The sequence below is a fragment of the Neisseria macacae ATCC 33926 genome (assembly GCF_022749495.1).
Taxonomy (GTDB): domain Bacteria; phylum Pseudomonadota; class Gammaproteobacteria; order Burkholderiales; family Neisseriaceae; genus Neisseria; species Neisseria macacae.
Window position 1 is genome coordinate 956637 of the sequence record NZ_CP094241.1, and the last position, 18239, is coordinate 974875.

23 protein-coding genes and 1 pseudogene are annotated in these 18239 nt (G+C 50.6%); 7 read left to right on the forward strand and 17 right to left on the reverse strand.

Going from position 1 to position 18239, the window contains the following annotated elements:
- Positions 1 to 426: 426 nt before the first annotated feature.
- From MON40_RS04580 to iscA, 3 genes are read left to right on the forward strand one after another with little or no spacing between them, the layout of a single operon-like run.
- Positions 427 to 675 carry a recombinase RecA gene (locus tag MON40_RS04580; RefSeq protein WP_003779183.1) on the forward strand — a complete coding sequence of 83 codons (249 nt, stop codon included), beginning with the start codon at positions 427 to 429 and terminating at the stop codon, positions 673 to 675.
- A 14-nt stretch (positions 676 to 689) separates the two neighbouring features.
- A complete protein-coding gene (locus MON40_RS04585) occupies positions 690 to 1286 on the forward strand; it encodes a hypothetical protein (RefSeq protein ID WP_003779185.1) in 597 nt (198 codons plus the stop codon).
- A gap of 60 nt (positions 1287 to 1346) precedes the next feature.
- Positions 1347 to 1667 carry an iron-sulfur cluster assembly protein IscA gene (gene iscA, locus MON40_RS04590; RefSeq protein WP_003779187.1) on the forward strand — a complete coding sequence of 107 codons (321 nt, stop codon included), beginning with the start codon at positions 1347 to 1349 and terminating at the stop codon, positions 1665 to 1667.
- On the opposite strand, the gene MON40_RS04595 is transcribed toward iscA, so the two are convergent.
- A complete protein-coding gene (locus MON40_RS04595; protein WP_003746467.1) occupies positions 1627 to 1848 on the reverse strand; it encodes an alternative ribosome-rescue factor A in 222 nt (73 codons plus the stop codon). The genes iscA and MON40_RS04595 overlap by 41 nt on opposite strands.
- 82 nt (positions 1849 to 1930) lie before the next feature.
- On the opposite strand from MON40_RS04595, the gene hscB reads away from it, so the two are divergent.
- Positions 1931 to 2437: a Fe-S protein assembly co-chaperone HscB gene (gene hscB / locus MON40_RS04600; RefSeq protein WP_003779189.1), complete on the forward strand. Its 507-nt coding sequence runs from the start codon at positions 1931 to 1933 to the stop codon at positions 2435 to 2437.
- 109 nt (positions 2438 to 2546) lie between these two features.
- On the opposite strand, the gene waaF is transcribed toward hscB, so the two are convergent.
- Positions 2547 to 3572, reverse strand: a complete 1026-nt coding sequence (gene waaF / locus MON40_RS04605; RefSeq protein ID WP_003779190.1) for a lipopolysaccharide heptosyltransferase II — start codon at positions 3570 to 3572, stop codon at positions 2547 to 2549.
- 381 nt (positions 3573 to 3953) lie between these two features.
- Between waaF and MON40_RS04610 the strand changes: the two genes are divergently transcribed.
- The gene (locus MON40_RS04610; protein WP_003779193.1) at positions 3954 to 4382 is read left to right on the forward strand and encodes a hypothetical protein; all 429 of its coding nucleotides are present in this window, start codon (positions 3954 to 3956) and stop codon (positions 4380 to 4382) included.
- A 107-nt stretch (positions 4383 to 4489) separates the two neighbouring features.
- On the opposite strand, the gene MON40_RS04615 is transcribed toward MON40_RS04610, so the two are convergent.
- The 7 genes from MON40_RS04615 to MON40_RS04645 form a co-directional block, all read right to left on the reverse strand.
- Positions 4490 to 4954 carry a low molecular weight protein-tyrosine-phosphatase gene (locus MON40_RS04615; protein ID WP_003779194.1) on the reverse strand — a complete coding sequence of 155 codons (465 nt, stop codon included), beginning with the start codon at positions 4952 to 4954 and terminating at the stop codon, positions 4490 to 4492.
- A 7-nt stretch (positions 4955 to 4961) separates the two neighbouring features.
- Positions 4962 to 6062: a hypothetical protein gene (locus MON40_RS04620; RefSeq protein ID WP_003779196.1), complete on the reverse strand. Its 1101-nt coding sequence runs from the start codon at positions 6060 to 6062 to the stop codon at positions 4962 to 4964.
- Positions 6063 to 6218: 156 nt separating this feature from the next.
- On the reverse strand, positions 6219 to 7076 hold the full coding sequence (locus tag MON40_RS04625; protein WP_003779197.1) for an ABC transporter ATP-binding protein: 858 nt from the start codon (positions 7074 to 7076) through the stop codon (positions 6219 to 6221).
- Positions 7077 to 7187: 111 nt separating this feature from the next.
- Entirely contained in the window at positions 7188 to 8168 is a 981-nt protein-coding gene (locus tag MON40_RS04630) for a carboxylesterase family protein (RefSeq protein WP_003779198.1), read from the reverse strand.
- 32 nt (positions 8169 to 8200) lie between these two features.
- A complete protein-coding gene (locus MON40_RS04635; protein ID WP_003779200.1) occupies positions 8201 to 8647 on the reverse strand; it encodes a tetratricopeptide repeat protein in 447 nt (148 codons plus the stop codon).
- Positions 8648 to 8955: 308 nt separating this feature from the next.
- Positions 8956 to 10245: a ferredoxin reductase family protein gene (locus MON40_RS04640; protein ID WP_003779201.1), complete on the reverse strand. Its 1290-nt coding sequence runs from the start codon at positions 10243 to 10245 to the stop codon at positions 8956 to 8958.
- 391 nt (positions 10246 to 10636) lie between these two features.
- Complete coding sequence (locus tag MON40_RS04645) at positions 10637 to 10834, reverse strand: hypothetical protein (protein ID WP_003779202.1); 198 nt, start codon at positions 10832 to 10834, stop codon at positions 10637 to 10639.
- Between the two features lie 21 nt (positions 10835 to 10855).
- Here MON40_RS04645 and MON40_RS13360 point away from each other — a divergent pair, with 21 nt between their 5' ends.
- Entirely contained in the window at positions 10856 to 10978 is a 123-nt protein-coding gene (locus MON40_RS13360; RefSeq protein ID WP_278250525.1) for a hypothetical protein, read from the forward strand.
- Positions 10979 to 11152: 174 nt separating this feature from the next.
- Here the strand turns inward: MON40_RS13360 and MON40_RS04650 are convergent, their stop codons facing one another.
- From MON40_RS04650 to MON40_RS04670, 5 genes are all read right to left on the reverse strand, one after another.
- On the reverse strand, positions 11153 to 11479 hold the full coding sequence (locus tag MON40_RS04650) for a hypothetical protein (RefSeq protein ID WP_003779203.1): 327 nt from the start codon (positions 11477 to 11479) through the stop codon (positions 11153 to 11155).
- A 21-nt stretch (positions 11480 to 11500) separates the two neighbouring features.
- Positions 11501 to 11947 (reverse strand): hypothetical protein, encoded by a 447-nt coding sequence (locus MON40_RS04655; RefSeq protein WP_003779204.1) that lies wholly within the window; start codon positions 11945 to 11947, stop codon positions 11501 to 11503.
- A gap of 79 nt (positions 11948 to 12026) precedes the next feature.
- A complete protein-coding gene (gene tehA, locus MON40_RS04660; RefSeq protein ID WP_039863133.1) occupies positions 12027 to 12968 on the reverse strand; it encodes a dicarboxylate transporter/tellurite-resistance protein TehA in 942 nt (313 codons plus the stop codon).
- Between the two features lie 222 nt (positions 12969 to 13190).
- Complete coding sequence (locus MON40_RS04665) at positions 13191 to 13418, reverse strand: hypothetical protein (protein WP_003779206.1); 228 nt, start codon at positions 13416 to 13418, stop codon at positions 13191 to 13193.
- A gap of 172 nt (positions 13419 to 13590) precedes the next feature.
- Positions 13591 to 15069, reverse strand: coding sequence for an Lsa family ABC-F type ribosomal protection protein (locus MON40_RS04670; RefSeq protein ID WP_019271079.1), 1479 nt, complete (start codon positions 15067 to 15069; stop codon positions 13591 to 13593).
- 89 nt (positions 15070 to 15158) lie between these two features.
- Between MON40_RS04670 and MON40_RS04675 the strand changes: the two are divergent.
- Positions 15159 to 15233: pseudogene (locus MON40_RS04675) on the forward strand (IS1595 family transposase); the annotation flags it as partial.
- 97 nt (positions 15234 to 15330) lie between these two features.
- Here the strand turns inward: MON40_RS04675 and MON40_RS04680 are convergent.
- The 3 genes from MON40_RS04680 to MON40_RS04690 form a co-directional block, all read right to left on the reverse strand.
- The gene (locus tag MON40_RS04680; RefSeq protein WP_003779209.1) at positions 15331 to 16080 is read right to left on the reverse strand and encodes a class I SAM-dependent methyltransferase; all 750 of its coding nucleotides are present in this window, start codon (positions 16078 to 16080) and stop codon (positions 15331 to 15333) included.
- 222 nt (positions 16081 to 16302) lie between these two features.
- Positions 16303 to 16551, reverse strand: coding sequence for a CsbD family protein (locus MON40_RS04685; RefSeq protein WP_003763541.1), 249 nt, complete (start codon positions 16549 to 16551; stop codon positions 16303 to 16305).
- Between the two features lie 128 nt (positions 16552 to 16679).
- Positions 16680 to 18209, reverse strand: a complete 1530-nt coding sequence (locus MON40_RS04690) for an ABC transporter permease/substrate-binding protein (RefSeq protein ID WP_003779211.1) — start codon at positions 18207 to 18209, stop codon at positions 16680 to 16682.
- Positions 18210 to 18239: the final 30 nt, after the last annotated feature.

Below are 18239 nucleotides of genomic sequence, written 5' to 3' on the forward strand. Positions count from 1 at the left end.
GTCGGCAGACGTTCATAGGACCCCTGAAAATCTTAGGGTTTTCAGGAAAAGCAAACCCGACGGTTTGTTTCCTTCTCCCTCAGAGGAGGGAAGACAAGGACACAGAAACTTAATCGTTTGGAAGTTGCCGCCAAATTTGGGACTGCCTGCCAATCTATCCCCTCTCCCCGCGGGAGAGGGTTAGGGAGAGGGCGATAAGCCATAGGCTTATATTTATCGATACGCCTGCAAAATCAAAAGAAACGGCATGCCTTTTCTTGTAAAGAAGAGGGTAAGGATACAGAAACTTAATCCTTTTGAAGTTGCCGCCAAATTTGGGACTGCCTACCAATCTATCCCCTCTCCCCGCGGGAGAGGGTTAGGGAGAGGGCGATAAGCTGTAGGCTTATATTTAGTCGATATGCCTGCAAAATCGAAGGAGACGAAATGCCTTTTACCGATGAAGAAGCCCAATCCCTGCTTGCCGTCAAAGGCATAGGTAAAACCGTATTGCAGCGTTTGCAGCAAATGGGTTTGGATGATGTTGCCACGCTGGCGGCAGCGGATTTGGACGATGTTTTGGAACAGGGCGCAAAATTGACCGGCTCGACCTGTTGGAAAAACAGTCCGCAGGCGCGTGCAGCCATGCAGGCTGCTGTTGCTTGGGCGCAGCAGCGACAGGCAACGGAAAATTGAACAAGGTTAGATAAATGGGTAAATGCGGTATCGCGAAAATACTGTTTTACGCATATAGTTTGATACTGCTGGTCGGATATGCTTTACTTGCGGTGGTGAATTACTATCCTCCTGCACAAAGCATTGTTTTAAAAGAAGGTGCACGGGTAAAATTATCCTATGTTGCGCTCCAAAACAGTCAACCGCCCCTTATCACGATTGAGCGTGAATCCGGGCAGGCGAAACTGCATGCGGCAAGTGTGGAATCCTCGCCTGACGACATTACTTATCAAGTCTATACGCCACAAAGCACAAGCAAAAGCGCAGCACATGCGCGGCGGCGGATAGATATCCGCTGTTTGGACTGCGCGGATACGCCGATTGGGTTAAACCATATCGAAGTGGAAATCTTGTCTTTGCGTCCTGAGATACGGGGCGAAACTGCACGGGTATATTTAGCCTCTCGGACCTGGTTGGATTCTGCATTCCGTACGCCGCTTAACCGTGATTGGACAGGCAGTATTTATGGCTGGCTCAGTCTGTTAGCACTCTTCCCCGTTTGGCTGGGTGTTTGGCTGATTTGGGCTGTGTTGCTGTATCGTCAGCGGCGCCGCAGGTTGCCAAAAAGTTAACTCAAGTTTCAGACGACCTGAAAACAAGTATTTTCAATCTATATAAAAAGGACAAATATTTTGATTACCATCACAGAAAACGCAGCCAAATACATCAACAGCTACCTGACCAAACGCGGCAAAGGCTTGGGCGTGCGCTTGGGTGTGAAAACCAGCGGCTGCTCGGGCATGGCATACAACCTTGAATTTGTCGATGAAGCGAACGAGGACGACCTGATTTTTGAAGAACACGGCGCGCGCGTTTATATCGACCCGAAAAGCTTGGTTTATCTGGACGGCACGCAAGTCGATTACACCAAAGAAGGTTTGCAGGAAGGTTTCAAATTTGAAAACCCGAATGTCAAAGACTCTTGCGGCTGCGGCGAGAGCTTCCACGTTTAAGACATAAAAACGGCGGGACAGTATCAAAACCGTCCCGCCATTTTTTCGCTTCCTGTCTGTTGTAGCTGCCTTTGCCTTTTCTTTTCCGTTCCACCTTGTGTCGGAACAAATCGGATTTCACTAAGGCTTTTAAGGCATTGTCGCGTATTTTGCCTTTATTGTGTTGCACTTTACTGCTCATATTCAGTCCTTTTGGTTAAGAATCAGCGGATTATAAGGCAAAATCAGGTTTCTGCCGAAAATTTCACATTAATTATCCTGCCATGTCTCAATATTTCACACTCTTCCAGCTTGAACCTGCTTTCGATATCGACGCCGAAAACTTGGAGCAAACCTACCGCGCCTTGGCTGCACGTTTCCATCCTGACAAATTCGCTTCAGCCTCCGCCTTCGAGCAAAAGCAGGCAGTGATGATGTCTTCCACCATCAACGATGCCTACCGTACCTTGAGAAATCCCATCGACCGCGCGGCGTATCTGCTGAAAACGTTGGGCATAGACGCCGACGCGCCGGAGCATACCTCTTTCGCTCCTGAATTTCTCATGCAGCAAATGGAATGGCGCGAAGCGCTGATGGATGCGCAAATGGCGCAAAACAACGAAGCCCTGCGCGCGTTAGACCAAGAAATCAGCTGCGAACAAGACAAGCTATATCAAGATTTGCGGACGGCCTTTGCCGGGAAAGACCATGAAACCGCCGCCCAATGGGTGCGCCACGGCAGGTTTTTAAACAAACTGCGCAACGAAATCGCCGCCGCGTTGCAAGATTAAATACCCAGATTTTGAGCATCTGAAAGGTCGTCTGAAAACCGGAATAAGGTTTCAGACGACCTTTTGTCGTATGATTTTGTTGCGGATTTAGAATTTTTCGGTTGATGGCTTATTCGGATTCCGTTTGCGCTAATTCCTCCGCCGCTTTTTGAACCATGTCCGGCGTGAGTTTGTTCAGGCAGTCGGTGTGTCCCAACGGGCATTCGCGTTTGAAGCAGGGCGAGCATTCGAGGTGCAGGCTGACGATTTTGGCTTTTTGGCTCAAGGGCGGGGTGTGGTCGGGGCTGGACGAGCCGTAAGCGGCGACGAGTTTGCGGTCGAGGGCGGCGGCGAGGTGCATCAGGCCGCTGTCGTTGCAGACGACGGTGTCGGCGCAGGAAAGCAGGTCAATCGCTTCGGAAAGGTTGGTTTTGCCGCAAAGGTTGGTACAGAGGTCGTCTGAAAGTCGGTTGATTTCTTCGGCGATGTCGAAATCTTTTTGCGAGCCGAACAGCCAAACCTGCCAGCCTTGCGCCAGATAGCGGCGACCAAGTTCGGCGAAATGGCGTGCGGGCCAGCGTTTGGCGGGGCCGTATTCCGCGCCCGGACAGAAGGCGAGAACGGGTTTGTCCGTGTCCAAGCCGTATTTGGCAAGCGCGGCGGCGCGGCTTTCGGGGGAAATGGTGAAACGCGGGTTATCGGAATGTCCGTTGAAGTCTGCCTGCGTCGGGTGGGCGAGGGCGGTGTAGCGGTCGACCATCAGGGGCAGGGCGGCTTTGTCGAGTTTGCGGATGTCATTGAGTAGCAGATAGCGCGATTCGCCGACGTAGCCGGTGCGCTGCTTGATGCCAGTGGCGAAGGCGATGAGGGCGGATTTGAGCGAACCGGGCAGGACGATGACTTGGTCGTAACCTTGTTTGCCCAGTTCGCGCCCGATGCGCCAGCGTTTTTTCAGTTCCAACGCGCCGTGTCCGAACGGGTTTTCAATAACGCGGCTGATTTCGGGCATACGATCGAACACCGCCATCGACCATTTGGGCGCGAATGCGTCTATGGTGCAGCCGGGATGGAGTTCGTGCAGGCGGCGGTAAAGCGGCTGGGTCATGACGCAGTCGCCAATCCAGCTCGGGGTGATGATAAGGATTTTTTTGGACATGGTGGTAGGGTAGGTTTGTATTGCGCGATATTGTATAGGAAACCAAGGCGCATGGGGTTGGCGAGTGCGATTTGATGGTGTTGTTGTGCAAAAGACCGAGAGGTCGTCTGAAAAGGCGGGTTGAAATCAGTGGCGTCATGTTGACTGAATAAGGGTTTTGAATAAAAATCGAACCCTTATAGTGGATTAACTTTAAACCAGTACGGCGTTGACTCGCCTTAGCTCAAAGAGAACGATTCTCTAAGGTGCTGAAGCACCAAGTGAATTGGTTCCGTACTATCTGTACTGTCTGCGGCTTCGTCGCCTTGTCCTGATTTAAAGTTAATCCACTATGATGTCAATGGGCTTGAAAGTGCCGCTCTGAGGAGGTTTGGACGTATCGTGTTTTTTCAATTTCAAAACAAGCAACAGCGGGTTTTTTCTTTGTTGAGCGCGGCTGTTGTGATTGTCATCGTTATGACCTTATGGTCTTATGCTTGGGCGCAATATTTTGATTTAGGGGCGAATGAACCGAAGGAGGCGCTTGAGATGGCCGGGTTTGGTTTGTTGGTGCAATTTTTCCTATGCCTGCCTTATCTTTATTTCAAGAGATATATTCTTACCACTCTTTTGGCGACATCGATTCTTAATGGCACCTATCTGTTTTTGTATTGGAGCAATTCGACGCCGCTTTGCTGCGGTGATATGGGGCAAGGCTTGATGTCTATGCTGTTTATGTTTGTTTCGGGTATATATTTCATTGTCTCCTGTTTGGTGATTATTGCGTGTTTGCATGCTAAAAAGGTCAGGAAAATCGGACAGCCCTCATAATCCGGCATAGATAAAGATAGAACAAAAGGTCGTCTGAAACCCAAATTTTAGGTTTCAGACGACCTTTTTTATTGCGTTGCGTTCAACTTTAAACACTGCAAAGCGATTCAAACCAAACCCAGCTTTTTCAGCAGCGCGGTGCTGCCTGCGTCCACAAGCCTGAAGGTTTCGTCAAAGTCGCCGGTGTACCACGGGTCGGGGACGTGGCGGTAGCCGCTTTCGGGGATGAGGTCGGTGAGTTTGAAGATTTTGTCAGGGTGTTTGCCGAACATTTTTTCCAGTTCGGCAAGGTTGTTGTCGTCCATGGCGATGATGAAGTCGAATTTATCGAAATCTTCGGAACGCACTTTGCTGCTGGTAAAACCTTGATGGTCGATGCCGTGGGTGGCGAGGGTTTTGCGCGTGCCTTGGTGCATGTTTTCGCCATCGTGCCAGCCGGATGTGCCTGCGCTGTCGGTGCGGACGCGGTGGGCTACGCCTGCTTCGCGGGCGCGGTGGCGCAGGACGTATTCTGCCATGGGTGAGCGGCAGATGTTGCCGAGGCAGACGAAGAGTACGGAATGGTTTTTCATAGGCGGTTTAGGCGTGTTCGGAGAAGAATGGGTTGTGTCCGTCCAGGGACAGGGATTGCGCGTAGGTCGGCAGGTCGGCATTTTCCGGCAAAACGTCGTGCAGGATGCGGATATGCTCGACGCGGCATTCCGCCATCAGGTCGAGGAAGTTGTGTTGGATGACGGCGATGTTGTCGGAAGACGAAAGGTTCCACACGAACACTTGCGGGACGACTTCAAACGCGCTGTCGGTCGCGTTGAAACCGAACAGAATCTGCCCGCCCGCCCTTGCGGCGATGACGACGCCGACGCGCGGACTCTGCATACGGATGGCACGGATGGCGTTGGTGGCGAACACGTCCATCGCCATGCGCTGACGGGTGTGGCTGCCGTCGGTCAGGGCTTGGAGCGGGGTGTTCGGGGACAGCGGATTGGTGAAGAGGGTAACGCCGGCGGCGGTAAGGCTTTCCTGCCAAACTTGCATCAGCGGCAGGCCTGCCTGTTGCAGGTTGACACCCAAGGCGGTTTGCAGGTTTTTATCGCCGTAGCCCAGCGCGTAAACGACGTGGACGGACTGTCCTTCGGGGCAGATCAGCGGTTTGTCTTCAAAGGTTTGCAGGAATACGGCGGCGGATTCGCTGTTTTGTTTCGCGTTCCACCACTGTTCGGGCGTGATGCCGCTTAGGTCGTCTGAATGGGCGAGGAAGGGCAGCCATTGGGTGTTTTGCGTTAAGGCGCGCAAGTGGGGATAGTTGGACAGGCAGGCGGTCAGTGCCTCGGTAGGCAGCGTCAGGGGCAGCGATCGCTCCTGTTTGCAGCCGGCGACGATGACGACGGGCAGGGCAAACCATTGGGCTTCGTCTTCGTTTTCGGCGGATAACACTTGGTTGATGCTCTGCATCAGCGCGTTGTAAGTCTCTACATCGGGCGCCATGGTCATGGCAACGGACAAGTTGACGTAGTAGTTTTGATGAAGCTGGTTGCGGATTTCGGTTTGCAACTGCCCCACAGCAATCTTGCGGGTTGCGGCGGTCGTGCCGTGTGCGAGCAGGGAGGCGTTTATCAGTAAATGGTTTTTAACCGGAGTCTGCGGATAAGGGCGTGTGTCGTGGAGGATGAAGGTGTTCATATGAATATAAATCGGTGGTTGTCCGGACAGCTCGGATTATAACAATATCAGGATACGGATTGGGAAAAGGTCGTCTGAAAACGACGCTTCGGCAGCGTTCAAACAAATATCGTAAGCTGCCTCAAACCATTTTGACGTTTTCAGACGACCCTTTTTCTAATCTTTTTTGTTTTCTTCTTTTGCCCAGTGTTCCCTTACCCGCGCTTTGCCGTCTGCGTCCAAACGGCGGTAAAGGTTGATGACTTCGTCGGCGGAGGCGGTGTTTTCCGGCTGTGCCACGCCGAACAGGGAGCGCACATAATCATCCGCCGGATGGTTTTGAATATCCTGCGGCGTATCGACCTGCACCAGCCTGCCTTGTTGCATCACGCCGATGCGACAGGCGAGTTTGGCGGCTTCGTTCATGTCGTGGGTAACGAAAACGATGGTGGTACCGAGTTTTTTGTGAATCAGGGAAACGGTTTCCTGAAGGGAGGCGCGGGCGAGCGGGTCGAGGGCGGAAAAGGGTTCGTCCATCAACAAGATGTCGGGTTTGGTGGCGATGGCGCGCAGGATGCCGATGCGCTGCTGTTCGCCGCCTGAGAGTTCGTGCGGATAGCGGTTTAGGTAGGTTTCGGGCGGCATACCGACCAGCTCGAGCAGTTCGTTCACGCGCGATGTACGCTTCGGTTTGTCCCAGCCCAAAATGTCGGGCATCAGCTCGATATTCTGCCGCACGGTCATGGTGGGGAACAGGGCGATTTGTTGCAGCACGTAACCGATGCGGTGGCGCAGCCCGCGGATGTCGTAATCTTTGATACGCCTACCGTTGAAATAAACATCGCCGTCGGTCGGCTCGGTCAGAGCGTTAATCATGCGCAGCGTGGTCGATTTGCCGCTGCCCGAACCGCCCACCAACACGAAAAACTCGCCTTGATAAATGGTCAGATTCAGTTCGTTCACAGCGGTGTGGTTGTCGTAGCGTTTGCTGACGTTTTTGAATTCGATTAAGGGAGTATGTTCAGGCTGCATCATAAATATCCTTTGCAACTTCGACAAAACGGCGCGGCTCGCGTTCCAAAAACTTTGGCAGGTCGTCTGAAAACCGATATGAAGATTTTTCAGACGACCTTCGAATCACAGGACTTATTTACCCCGTTTCTGCTGCATCAGCCAATCACGGGCGGGTTCGATCAGGTAGGCGTAATCAAACGAATACATATGCTCCGCGCCTTTGTGGGTGGTGTTTGCGGGAATCACCGTATTCGGCGTGAAGCGGATAAAGTTGATGCGTCTGCCTTGGGCGAGCATTTGTCGGACTTTCGCGTCTTGTTCGGACTGCGGCAGTTTGGCGGAAAACTCGGTTTCGGCGTAGGCGACTTTGTTTTGTTGCAGCATTTCGCCGACTTGCGCCATGCCTGCCGATGCCTTAGGGTCTCCGGCGGAAACGGTATAGATGAATTTCGCCTGCGCCAACGGTTTCAACACGTTGATGTCCCATTGGCTGCCGACGAACATGGAAGCGGCAAAAAGATTCGGCTCGATGCTGTTGAGATAAAAGGAAATCATGCCGCCCATGGATTGGCCTGTGGTGTAAACACGGTCGGGGTCAATCGGTTTTTCAGCCATCAGGCTTCTGACAAGGCGCAGGGTCATGCCGACTTCGTCCGTGGTTTGCCATTGGTCGTTTACCGCCGTTTCGGTGTAGGACGGCACGAGGACGAACGCGGGGTGTTTCGCCTGCGCTTCGTCGGTAGCCCAAATAATGCCGCCGTAGCCCTGCATCAGCGGGGCTTTCACGCCTTTGCCTGCGGTGCTGGCATCAGCGATGAACATCACCAGCGGGTATTTGCGGCCGGGTTCGAGGTTTTTCGGCGTGTAGAGGTTGTACTGCATTTCTTTACCCGTTTGCGGGTCTTTGAAGGTCAGCACTTCAAAACGCGGGGCGATTTGCTCGCGCAGGGCGAGCAGGCGGCTGTCGTAGGCTTTGTCCGCTCCGCCATACTGTTTGTCCCAAGCGGGATTTTGTGTGCTTTGGGCGGCGGGGCTGTTTTCAGCGGTGTTTTGCGTGGCGGTGCAGGCTGCCAGCAGCAGGCCGGCGGCGATGACGGTGGCGGTTTTTTTCATGAGATTACTCCCTAAAAGGTTGAGGGAAACAGTTAATTTGCTTTCACGCCCAAGCGGTTCAGCGCGTCAATAGCAGGCTGGGAAACATGGTCGCCACGTGCGGCGGATTTCTGATACCAGCGCACGGCCTGGGTCATGTCTTTTGCCGTGCCGATACCGTTTTCGTAGCAATAGCCCAGCCAGTATTGCCCCGTGATGTCGCCCGCTGCGGCAGCCTGCGTGAAGTAGGCGAAAGCGGTTTGTGCATTTTTGGCGACGCCTTCGCCGTTCAGATACATCAAGCCCAGATAACGCGGCGCCTTCATATGCCCCGCCTGTTGCGCCTGCTCAAAGTAGGGTTTGGCGTGTTGGTAATCCTGTTTTTGATACAGGGCGATGCCTTCGTCCAGCAGGGCTTTCGCCTGCTCGTTATGATGCGGAACGGCAGAACAGGCGGCCAGAAGGGCGGTAGCGGCAAGCGCGGATAGTTTGGATTTCATGGGTGTTTCCTTAAAGTGAGGGAAATGGGGATTTTAGGAATATCATGCGGTTACAGCAAGCGGCGGGGTGCAACAGGCGTAAATTGCGTCGAGATCCAACAAAACCGTTTAATTTTTCTAAAACGTTGGGTTTATCAACCCAGCCTACTTGTTTGGGAGGCGAAATTGTCTAAGTCACCGTCAGATTGGCTGTAAAGGTCGTCTGAAAAGTAAAAAAGCAGTCCGCAACTTCATTTTGAAGGTGCGGACTGCTTTTGTTTGGACTCAGTTAAGGTTGTGCTTTCAAGCTGCCTTGCATCTACGACCGTTTAGCGGAATTCAAACAACTCCAAATGTTGCGACCGCGTTTTTAGGCTGCCTGAGATGCTGCGAGTGAAATTGCGGTTGCCACAAAGCCATAGGCTGCGGTTTGCACTGTCGCGGACAGTCTGCCCGATATGTTCGGCGGAGAGCCTTTGGGTTTCGGAGGGGATATAGTGGAAATTGACATTGGCTTGCTGCGCTAAATTTTGCCAGTGGGCGAGCGTTTCGGCAGGCAGGTTTCTATCGGCATGAAACCAGTCTATCGGCTGGGTGGCGGGCTGTTTGGCCAGTTCGTTGAGTCGTGCGAGAAAAGGGGTAAAACCGATACCGTTGCTGACCCAGATTTGCGCTTGTCCATCGGAAAAATCGAAACGTCCGTATGCGCCGTCGATTTGCACGGTGTCGCCGATGTTCAGGCGCTGCGGCAGGCGGCGGGTGTAGTCGCCCAAGTCTTTGATAACGAGTGTGAGCTGTTGGTTATCAGGCTGCCAGTCGGAGGCGATGGTAAAGGGGTGGCTTTCTCCATGTGCGCGTAAAAAGAGGAATTGTCCTGCGCGGTGTCCCTGCCATTTCGGGGCGTTCAGGGTCAGGGAGAGCAGATTGCCGTTTTGATTTAGGGCGGATACGGTAGCGTTTTGCGGTTTGCCGATGCGTTTGAATAGGGCAATCAGCGAGCAGGCGATGCCTGCAAGCATGGCGGCGATGAGCAGCCAGCCCAGCGGTTGCGACCAATAGGAAAAATTTGCCAGTACGATGGTGTGCCACACGAGCGCGAGATAAACGGGGACGATAAGTATGTGGAGTTTGGCAAACCAGCGGTAGGGTATGCGCTTGATGAGGGCGGCGACAAGCAGGACGAGGGCAACATAAAAAGCGATTTCGCCAACTTCTTCGGCAAAGTGGCGTTGGGTAGCCAGCCAATCTTTTAATGTCAATATTTCCTGCATCGGCGGGCGTGGCGGCTTTTTGCCGTCAAACAGACCGAGCTTTACCAGCCATTTGGGGAATTGTTTGCAGGTCCAATGCAGGATGCTGCCTGAAAGGGCAATGATGCCGAGCCATTTGTGCAGGCGGTACATTTTGTCCAGCCCGCCGAGCGGGGTCTCCAGTATTTTGGGGCGCACGGCAAGTATCAGGCAGCCACTCATGGCCAGTATGCTGATGGTGCCGGTTGGTTGCAGCAATAGGTTGCGTACGGGAAATACGCCCCACTGATCTGGAAATGATGTAGCAAGCAGCCATAAAGCGAATATGCCGCCGAAAAATATGGCTAAGGTAAATTTAATGTTTTTCATGGTAGTGGTCCTTACGGATGGGAATATGAAGCGGTCTGCGCCGTTTGTGGGGATTGTATGTGGGGAAAATTAGGTGGAAATTATTGGTGTGGGTCAGGGTGGGAAGGGTTTACCTGTTGAGGTCGTCTGAAAAGTTTAAAACAACCTGACCTTTTCAGACGACCTGAAAAGCAGCAACCCGTTTCATCGGCCATGATTCCGTTGTCCAAACGCGTTCAAATTCTTCGGCGAAACCGTGTTGTGCGGCGTAGGTTTGCAATTGTTGCAGCCAGGTTTTCGGGGCGATGTCGGCGGCGGCGTGGGTGGTGTGCAGCAGGTAGGGGCGGGTATCGAAAGCTTGGACGATGTGTTGGCTGACGGCGTTTAAGGCTTGGGGATTGTGGTCGGTTTGTCAGGCGATTTTTTCGTATTGCGACAGGGCGGCGGTTTTTGCGGTTTCGTGTTCGGCGGCGGTGCGCGGGTCGGGTCGGGCGGTGGTGGCTTGGATGACGATTAGGGGTGGCAGTTGCCCTTCGGCGAGTGCGGCGGCGAGGCGCAGGTGTCCGTCTAAAATCAGCCAGTGGTTAGACAGGGTGGTGAGTTCGTACATCAAGACGGGCGGCAGTTGGTTTTGCCGTGCGCGTTTGTGCCAATATTTCAGACGACCGTCTTCGGCGTGGTGGGTTTTCAGGGCGATGAAGCGTTCGGCTTGGGTGTAGAAATCGTTGTCCAGCGCGTCGAAACGGCTGCCTGAAAACAGCCATTGGGCGTAGTTTTTGTCGGTTTCAGGCTGCCCTACGGCGGTGTCGTGCCGGTATTCACCCCATCGCGGCGGCAGGCTTTGGGCGGGTCGGTAGTCGAGATGCCATTCGCCGATGCCGAGCAGCTCTGTGTTGTGGGCGGCGAGTTGTTTGATGAAATATTTGTTCTACAACAGGCCTTGCTTTGCGGCGGGTTGGCGGGCGATGTGTTCGTTTACGCGGCTGCCGATGTGCCCGACGGGCTGGTATGTCTGCCAGCTTTCGGCGTAGCTGCGGATGAGGTAAACGTCGTATAAATCGTGGCTGAAGAATGACCAGAACACGGGTTCATCGTTGTAAGTCAGGCTGAGGCTGATACCGTCGGGTGTGTGGAGTTTCAGACGACCTTGCGTTTGACGGTCGATATGCAGGGCAAGGCTGTTGGGTGAGGTGGGATGGTGGGTCAGGCTGCCGCTGTATTGTTCCAGCGCGGCGGTTAGCGATCGGTAGTGCATGGGGTGTCCTTTGTAAGGCGTTCAGCGATAACTGATGACAATCATCGTACTGCCGTCTTTATTGTGGTAATACGCGCCCGCATTGCCCCAGGCGAATTGACGGCATTTGCCAGATGCCGATGTTTCAATGGCGCAAGGGGCGTCGCCCAGTTGTTTATCCAGCCATCGATCAAACTGTTTTCTACGTTGCAATTCGCGCTCCTCCGACCATGCTGCCCAGCTATTGTCCTCGCCTATCGGGCAGAAGAATATGGATAAGCGCTCCAGCCGCTGCTGCTCGAACTGGGCGGTAAGGGTGTATTGTTCGGACTGTTTGGTAAATGACAAACTGAAAAAGGTTATTCCCGCTTGCAGATGATTCGGGCTGGATTTTGGGAAGGATGCAATCCAGTCATCAAGCGTGGTGCGTGCGCCAATAATGTTGCCGTCTGGCAGGATGATGCTGCCGTTTTCAGGGTTTATCTTCATCGGTTTGAATTTCCAAATATAGTTTTCAGACGACCTGAGACCATGTTCGTTTTATCACGCCTTTAAGCCGCACGATTTTTCATTTCACCAACAAGCGCCCTTGTCTCGCCAAATTCAAAGTCGCCAACAATAGCAACATCACCAAACCGGAGCCTGCGGTAGCGAGGAAATAGCCTAAAAACAGTAAACGCTGTTCGGCGATCAAATGGAAACCGCAGCCTGTCATTGCCGCCAAACCGAACGAGAAACCCCAAAAGCTGGGGCTGAAACCTTGTTCCAGCATCCAAGGCAGAAGGCGCAGCAGTAGCAGGAATTGCAGGCAGCCGTAGCCGATTAAAAGCAGCGCGAAGGTATCGATGTGTCCGCCTGATGCAGCAAAATAGGCGCCGCAGCCGACAAAAGCGGGCGCAAGCTGAATGCCGACAATACCGCGCACAGGGGCGTTGACGGGTGTGCCGGTACGCAAACGGCTCAATATGGCGGCTTCCAAGCTAAGCCATGAGAACAGACCCGCGCCCAAAAACAGCCAGGCGTAATCCGACCAACCCAATACCGCCATTGCGGTCGCGCTGACAAAATTGGTGGCAACGGTGGGCAGGTAAACAATCGGCGTGGTGGCATCAAGGGTATGAACGCCGCGCCACAAGCCGCCTGCGCGGTACATGGCAAATGCCAACTGCCCCGCCGTTCCCAGCAAAATCAACCCTTTTGCCAGTGGCGTTTGATAGGGTAAGGCTGCCAAACCTGCCAGCATCGTGGTAATCGGAATCGCGCTGATGAAGCAGCATTGCACCAAATCCTGCAAATCCTGCAAAAATTCGGGGCGGAAAAAACGGATTTTGATGACGTAGGCAATAACCAGCAGCAGCCAAAGCATAAATGCGGCGGCTAAAAGCGTTTCCGCAGCCCAATGCGGCAAAAGCCCGATATGCGCGCCGTAACGCCAAGACAAACCGAGCGCGAAAAGCCCCAAGGGCATGCTGAAATAGCTTAGAGGGACGGGAAATTTTCGGGTACTCATGACAATGTGTGTGTTAAGGAAAGGCGGTAGTATAGCCGATTCAAATCGGTAAATGCAGCTTGGGTTGAGAACTGGTAAAGACGTTAAATTTGCCTGAGATATTGGGTTTCAGCATGAGCCGTCTTGGGTATGGATATGCTGATATTTGAGTTTGTAAATTCGGTTTTCAGACGACCTTTTCAGATTTCGAGGCCGTCTGAAAAAGCAATCGCAGCGGCTGTTTTAAGCAGGTTTGCGGAAGGTAATGCAGTAAAAGCGGTTGCTCCACAGCAGCCGCGTTTTCTCTTCCTGCACGGTTTCGGGAATGCAGTTTTCGATTTGTGTCAGGTCGAAATCGGTGTCTTGGAAGTAATTCCGCGTGAACAGGCTTTTTTTGTATTGTTGCTGGATGAAGTCGGTGGTTTCGTCTGCAATCATGATTTTGGTGCAGGGCTTGGCAACACGCAGCATTTCGTTGATGGCTTTTGATTTTGTAACTGCTTGATTTCTTCTTCTGCCATTAAAATTTTTTCATCTATGTTTTCCTTTCTTTCAGTTTTTTGGCAAAGAAAAAACAGTAAACCTTTTTTTGATTTACTGTTTCTGTGTTAGTCTTTTTCTAAACTTTAATTGTTTATTTTATTTATAATTGTATGATTTTATTGATTATATTTTCTACAAATCGCTTATCGTGTTCCACAAATATAAGTGTAGGCTTTGCTTCTCTTATGATTTCCTCAATCTGTATTCTGGATATTACATCTATATAATTTAATGGTTCGTCCCAAACAAATAAATGAGCCGGCTTTGACAAACTGACGGCAATTAAGACTTTCTTTTTTTGTCCATCACTATAATTCTTCATATCCATTTCAAATAATTCTCTTGAAAAATCTAATTTTCTAAGAATTGTTTTACACAATGTTTCATCAACATCTTGCTTATGAATATACTCATTTAGGCTACCTGTTAAATCAGATGTATCTTGAGGAATATACGATATTTTCAAATTACTTGCTAATTTTATCTCACCTGTATACTCATGATTTAGACCTAATAAAATTTTAATCAAGGTCGATTTTCCACTTCCATTACTACCATATATAGCTACTATATCGCCTTGTTTTATTTCAAAGCTCACGTTACTTAATATCTGTTTTTCTCCATAGTATGATGATAAATCACTAACCGATATTAGAGGATTTTTGCGATGATGTAACGGATGCAATAATAGATTTTCCTTTGTTTCAATATCTTTTAGTAAATTCTGTTTTTCTTCTATTGCCTTATTTTGTCTATTCTCCAAATTCTTAGATCTTTTCATCATCTTGGCTGACTTATGACCTATATATCCTTTGTCTGGTTTTACACCTGATATTTTCACACCATTTTTAGTATTTTCAATTTTATCAGACCAAATTTGACATTGTCTTGCAGCTTCTTTTAATCGTTTAATATCTTTTCTTAATTTCTCGTTTTTACTGATTTCAAATTGGTCTTTCATCAATTTGTTTTCATACCATGATGTAAAATTTCCTGATTGAACATCAATAGAATTCCTGTTAATAGAAATAACATGATTGATGCAGCCGTCTAAAAAATCTCTATCATGAGATATAAGCAAGAAACCTTTTTTACTTTTCAGATATTCACTTACAATTTTTCTGCCGTGCATATCCAAATGGTTTGTTGGTTCATCAATAAGTAAAAAACCATCTTCTCTTGTAAACAAAATAGCTAAAAGGATTTTTGTTTGTTCTCCTTTAGAAAGCGTTTCAAATTCTCTATAAACAAGGTTCTCATCTACATTGAGCAAACTAAGTTCTCTAAATAATTTCCATTCTTCCCCATCTGGTATGAGTTCTTTATATAACTCAATCCCTGATTTTGAAGTATCAGTTATATTTGGTGGAAATTTAATAAATTCAACATCCTTAATTATTTTACCTTGATAAGTTTCTTCATTTAAAAGTAACTTAAATAGCGTTGATTTGCCAATTCCATTTCTTCCTATCAACCCTATTTTCCAGTTTGTCTCAAAGGAAAACGATACATTTTCAAATATAGGTTTTACATATCCATGATATGAGAAACTGAGGTTTTCAATTTTAATTGTCGACATAAAAATACCTCCTTACATTCTTATTTTATTTAATATTATACAAATTTAAGCCATTTTCTATATCAGCTTTCTGTGGCACTTGACAGTTGCCTATAAAATTAAAATGCGAATTTCGGTTTAACTTCGGCACACCGTCCCAACAGCTTAAAATCCTTTGGGATTAGTGTGGAATTTAGGGCTAATCTACGTCAGCCCCTTTTATTTTTCAGGTAGCCTTTTCAGATTTCGAGGTCGTCTGAAAAAGCAAACGCAGCGGCTGTTTTAGGCAGGTTTGCGGAAGGTAATGCAGTAAAAGCGGTTGCTCCACAGCAGCCGCGTTTTCTTTTCCTGTACGGTTTCGGGAATGCAGTTTTCGATTTGTGTCAGGTCGAAATCGGAGTCTTGGAAGTAGTTACGCGTAAATAGGCTTTTTTTGTATTGTTGTTGGATGAAGTCGGTGGTTTCGTCTGCGATCATGATTTTGGTGCCGGGCTTGGCAACGCGCAGCATTTCGTTGATGGCTTTTTGCTTGTCGCTGAAAAAATTGATGCCGCCCACATGGAATACGACGTCGAACATATTGTCGGCAAAGGGTAAATCTTCGGCGTTGCAGTGTACCAAGTCCAAGCCCGCCGCTTTTTTCCGCCATACGTTGCGGCAGCGTTCCAACATGCCGAGCGACAGGTCGGCGCCGGTCAAGTCCAGCGTGGAGGGGTCGATGTTGGCGGGCAGGTAGTTTAAGTCGGTACCTGTGCCGATGGAGACGTAGAGCGCGGTGCAGTCCTGCCGCCATTCCAGTTCATCCATCAGGCTACGCCGCATTTCGTTGATGCTGTTGCCGTATTTGAGGCGGGCTATCCAGCGTTCGCCGAAATCGTACCAACGGGCGAGGCGGTTGTACATTTTCATGTATTTGGCGTTGTCGCCCGTGACGTTGTCGGAATCGAGGCACAACAAGATACCGTCTTGTTCGGGCGGAAGCGGGTTTTGTAAGGCGGGTTTGAGCTTTTGGATGAGCTTGGCGGAAGGCATGGTGCTTCTCCTGTTGAGGGTTGAGCGATGCGTATCTTGAGTCGGGATTCGACAAGGCCGTTAAAACATTGGATTCATCTATCCAACTTATCCGGCAGGGTCGTCTGAAAGCTTGATTAGATGGGGAGCAGGCGATTTTAGGGTGGCTGCGCTGCCTGAAATAAAGGCCGTCTGAAATCGTGTTTCAAACGGCCTTTGGGCATAGTTTAAGACAATGACGGATTAGAACTTGCTTTTGATGTCGTCAATCAGGTTCTCGGCTTTTTCCTTTGCCTCGTCAACCAGATGTCCTGCTTCTTCTTTGCCTTTTTTCAATACGTCGCTTGCTTTTTCCTCAATGTCGGCGGCAACTTCTTTGACTTTGCCAATGCCTTGTTGGATCACGCCTTCTGCTTGGAGTTTGGAGTCGTTTAACAGTTCTCCGGCTTTTTCTTTTACATTACCGCTGATTTGGTCTAATTTGCCGCTCATGATTCATTTCCTTGATGTTTATATTGATCGAGGACCCACTATAGTCTAATCGATGGCTTGTTGCAACTTGAGGGGTCGTCTGAAAATCTGTTTCAACAAAATGAAAACCGTTTTTCAGACGACCTGAATCATTTGCCCTTATCGTTTATTAAACCGTTTTTTTGTAAATAATCCCGCGCTACGTCCGCCGGTTTTTCTCCACCTACTTTCACGCGGTAGTTCATTTCGGTCATTTCGGCTTCGCTGATTTTGCCTGCCAGTTTGTTCAATGCATTCACGACGTCGGGATGCTGTTCGGCAAACTCGGTTTTCATCAGCGGTGCGCCTTGGTAGGAAGGGAAAAGGGCGATGTCGTCTGAAAGGACGGCAAGGCGGTATTGTTTGAGGTCGCTGTCGGTGGAATAAGCTTCGACGAGGTCGATTTTGCCGTTTAGGAGGGCGGTGTAGCGCAGGGCGGGTTCGAGCGTCGAGAGGTGGCTAAACTGTATGCCGTGTTGTTGCAGACCTTTGTAGCCGTCGGCGCGGTTGGTAAATTCGAGGGTAAAACCGGCGCGGATTTGGTTTTGCACGCGCTTGAGGTCGGATATTTTGTGCAGGTTGTGCGCGGCGGCGTAGTCTTGACTGACGGCGAGGGCGTAGGTGTTTTGGTATGCCATCGGCGGCAGAAAAGTCAGCCGGTGTTGTCGGGCAAGCAGATCTTTGGCGGTTTGGTAGGTCTGTTCGGGAGAAAGGAGGCGGTTTTGCTGTTCGGCGGGGACTTTGACCAGACTTTCAAGGACGGTGCCGGTAAATTCGGGGTAGATGTCGATTTCGCCGCTGTTTAAGGCGTTGAACAGGAATGAGGTTTTGCCGAAATTGGGTTTAAGCATCACTTGCGCGCGCGGATTGTTTTCCTCAATCAACTGTTTGTACATATTGATGAGGATGTCGGGTTCGCTGCCGAGCTTGCCTGCGATGGTGATTTTTTGTGCGGATGGGTTCGTTTGAAAAATCGGTGCCAAACCGATGGCGATAAGGATGGCAAGCAGGGCGGAGGTAATCGGCAGTTTGTGTTTTGACTTTTGCAGTATGCCGATGCCGCCGCTGACCAGTACGGCGAGCAGGGCGGACAGCAGCGCGCCGGTAAACGTCATCGCCATGTTGTTGCGGTCGATGCCGAGCAAAATAAGGTTGCCCAAGCCGCCTGCGCCGATAAGCGCGGCGAGTGTCGCCGTGCCGATAATCAATACGGACGCGGTGCGGATGCCGGAAATCATGGCGGGCAGCGCCATCGGCAATTCAATGCGCCACAACGCCTGCCAACGGGACAAGCCGAACGCGGTGTGCGCTTCTTTGATGGCGGGATCGATTTGGCTCAAACCAAGATAGGTGTTTTGAAAAATCGGCAACAGGGCATAGAGCGTCAGCGCGATCAAAACCGGCGGCGAACCGATGCCGACAAAGGGAATCAGCAAGCCGAGCAGCGCGAGGGACGGAATGGTTTGCAGGATATTGGTCACTTGCAAAACACCTTCCGCCCAACGCCGTTTGTCCGCCAGCCACACGGCGAGCGGTACGGCAAGTGCGACTGCGCAAAGTAGGGCAATCAGGGAGAGGCGGAGGTGTTCAAGCGTCGCCTGCCACAGTTCGGCTGGCGGGACAGGAAGGAAATCGGGCATAAAGAATTGTCGGAATTGAAAATATTTCCG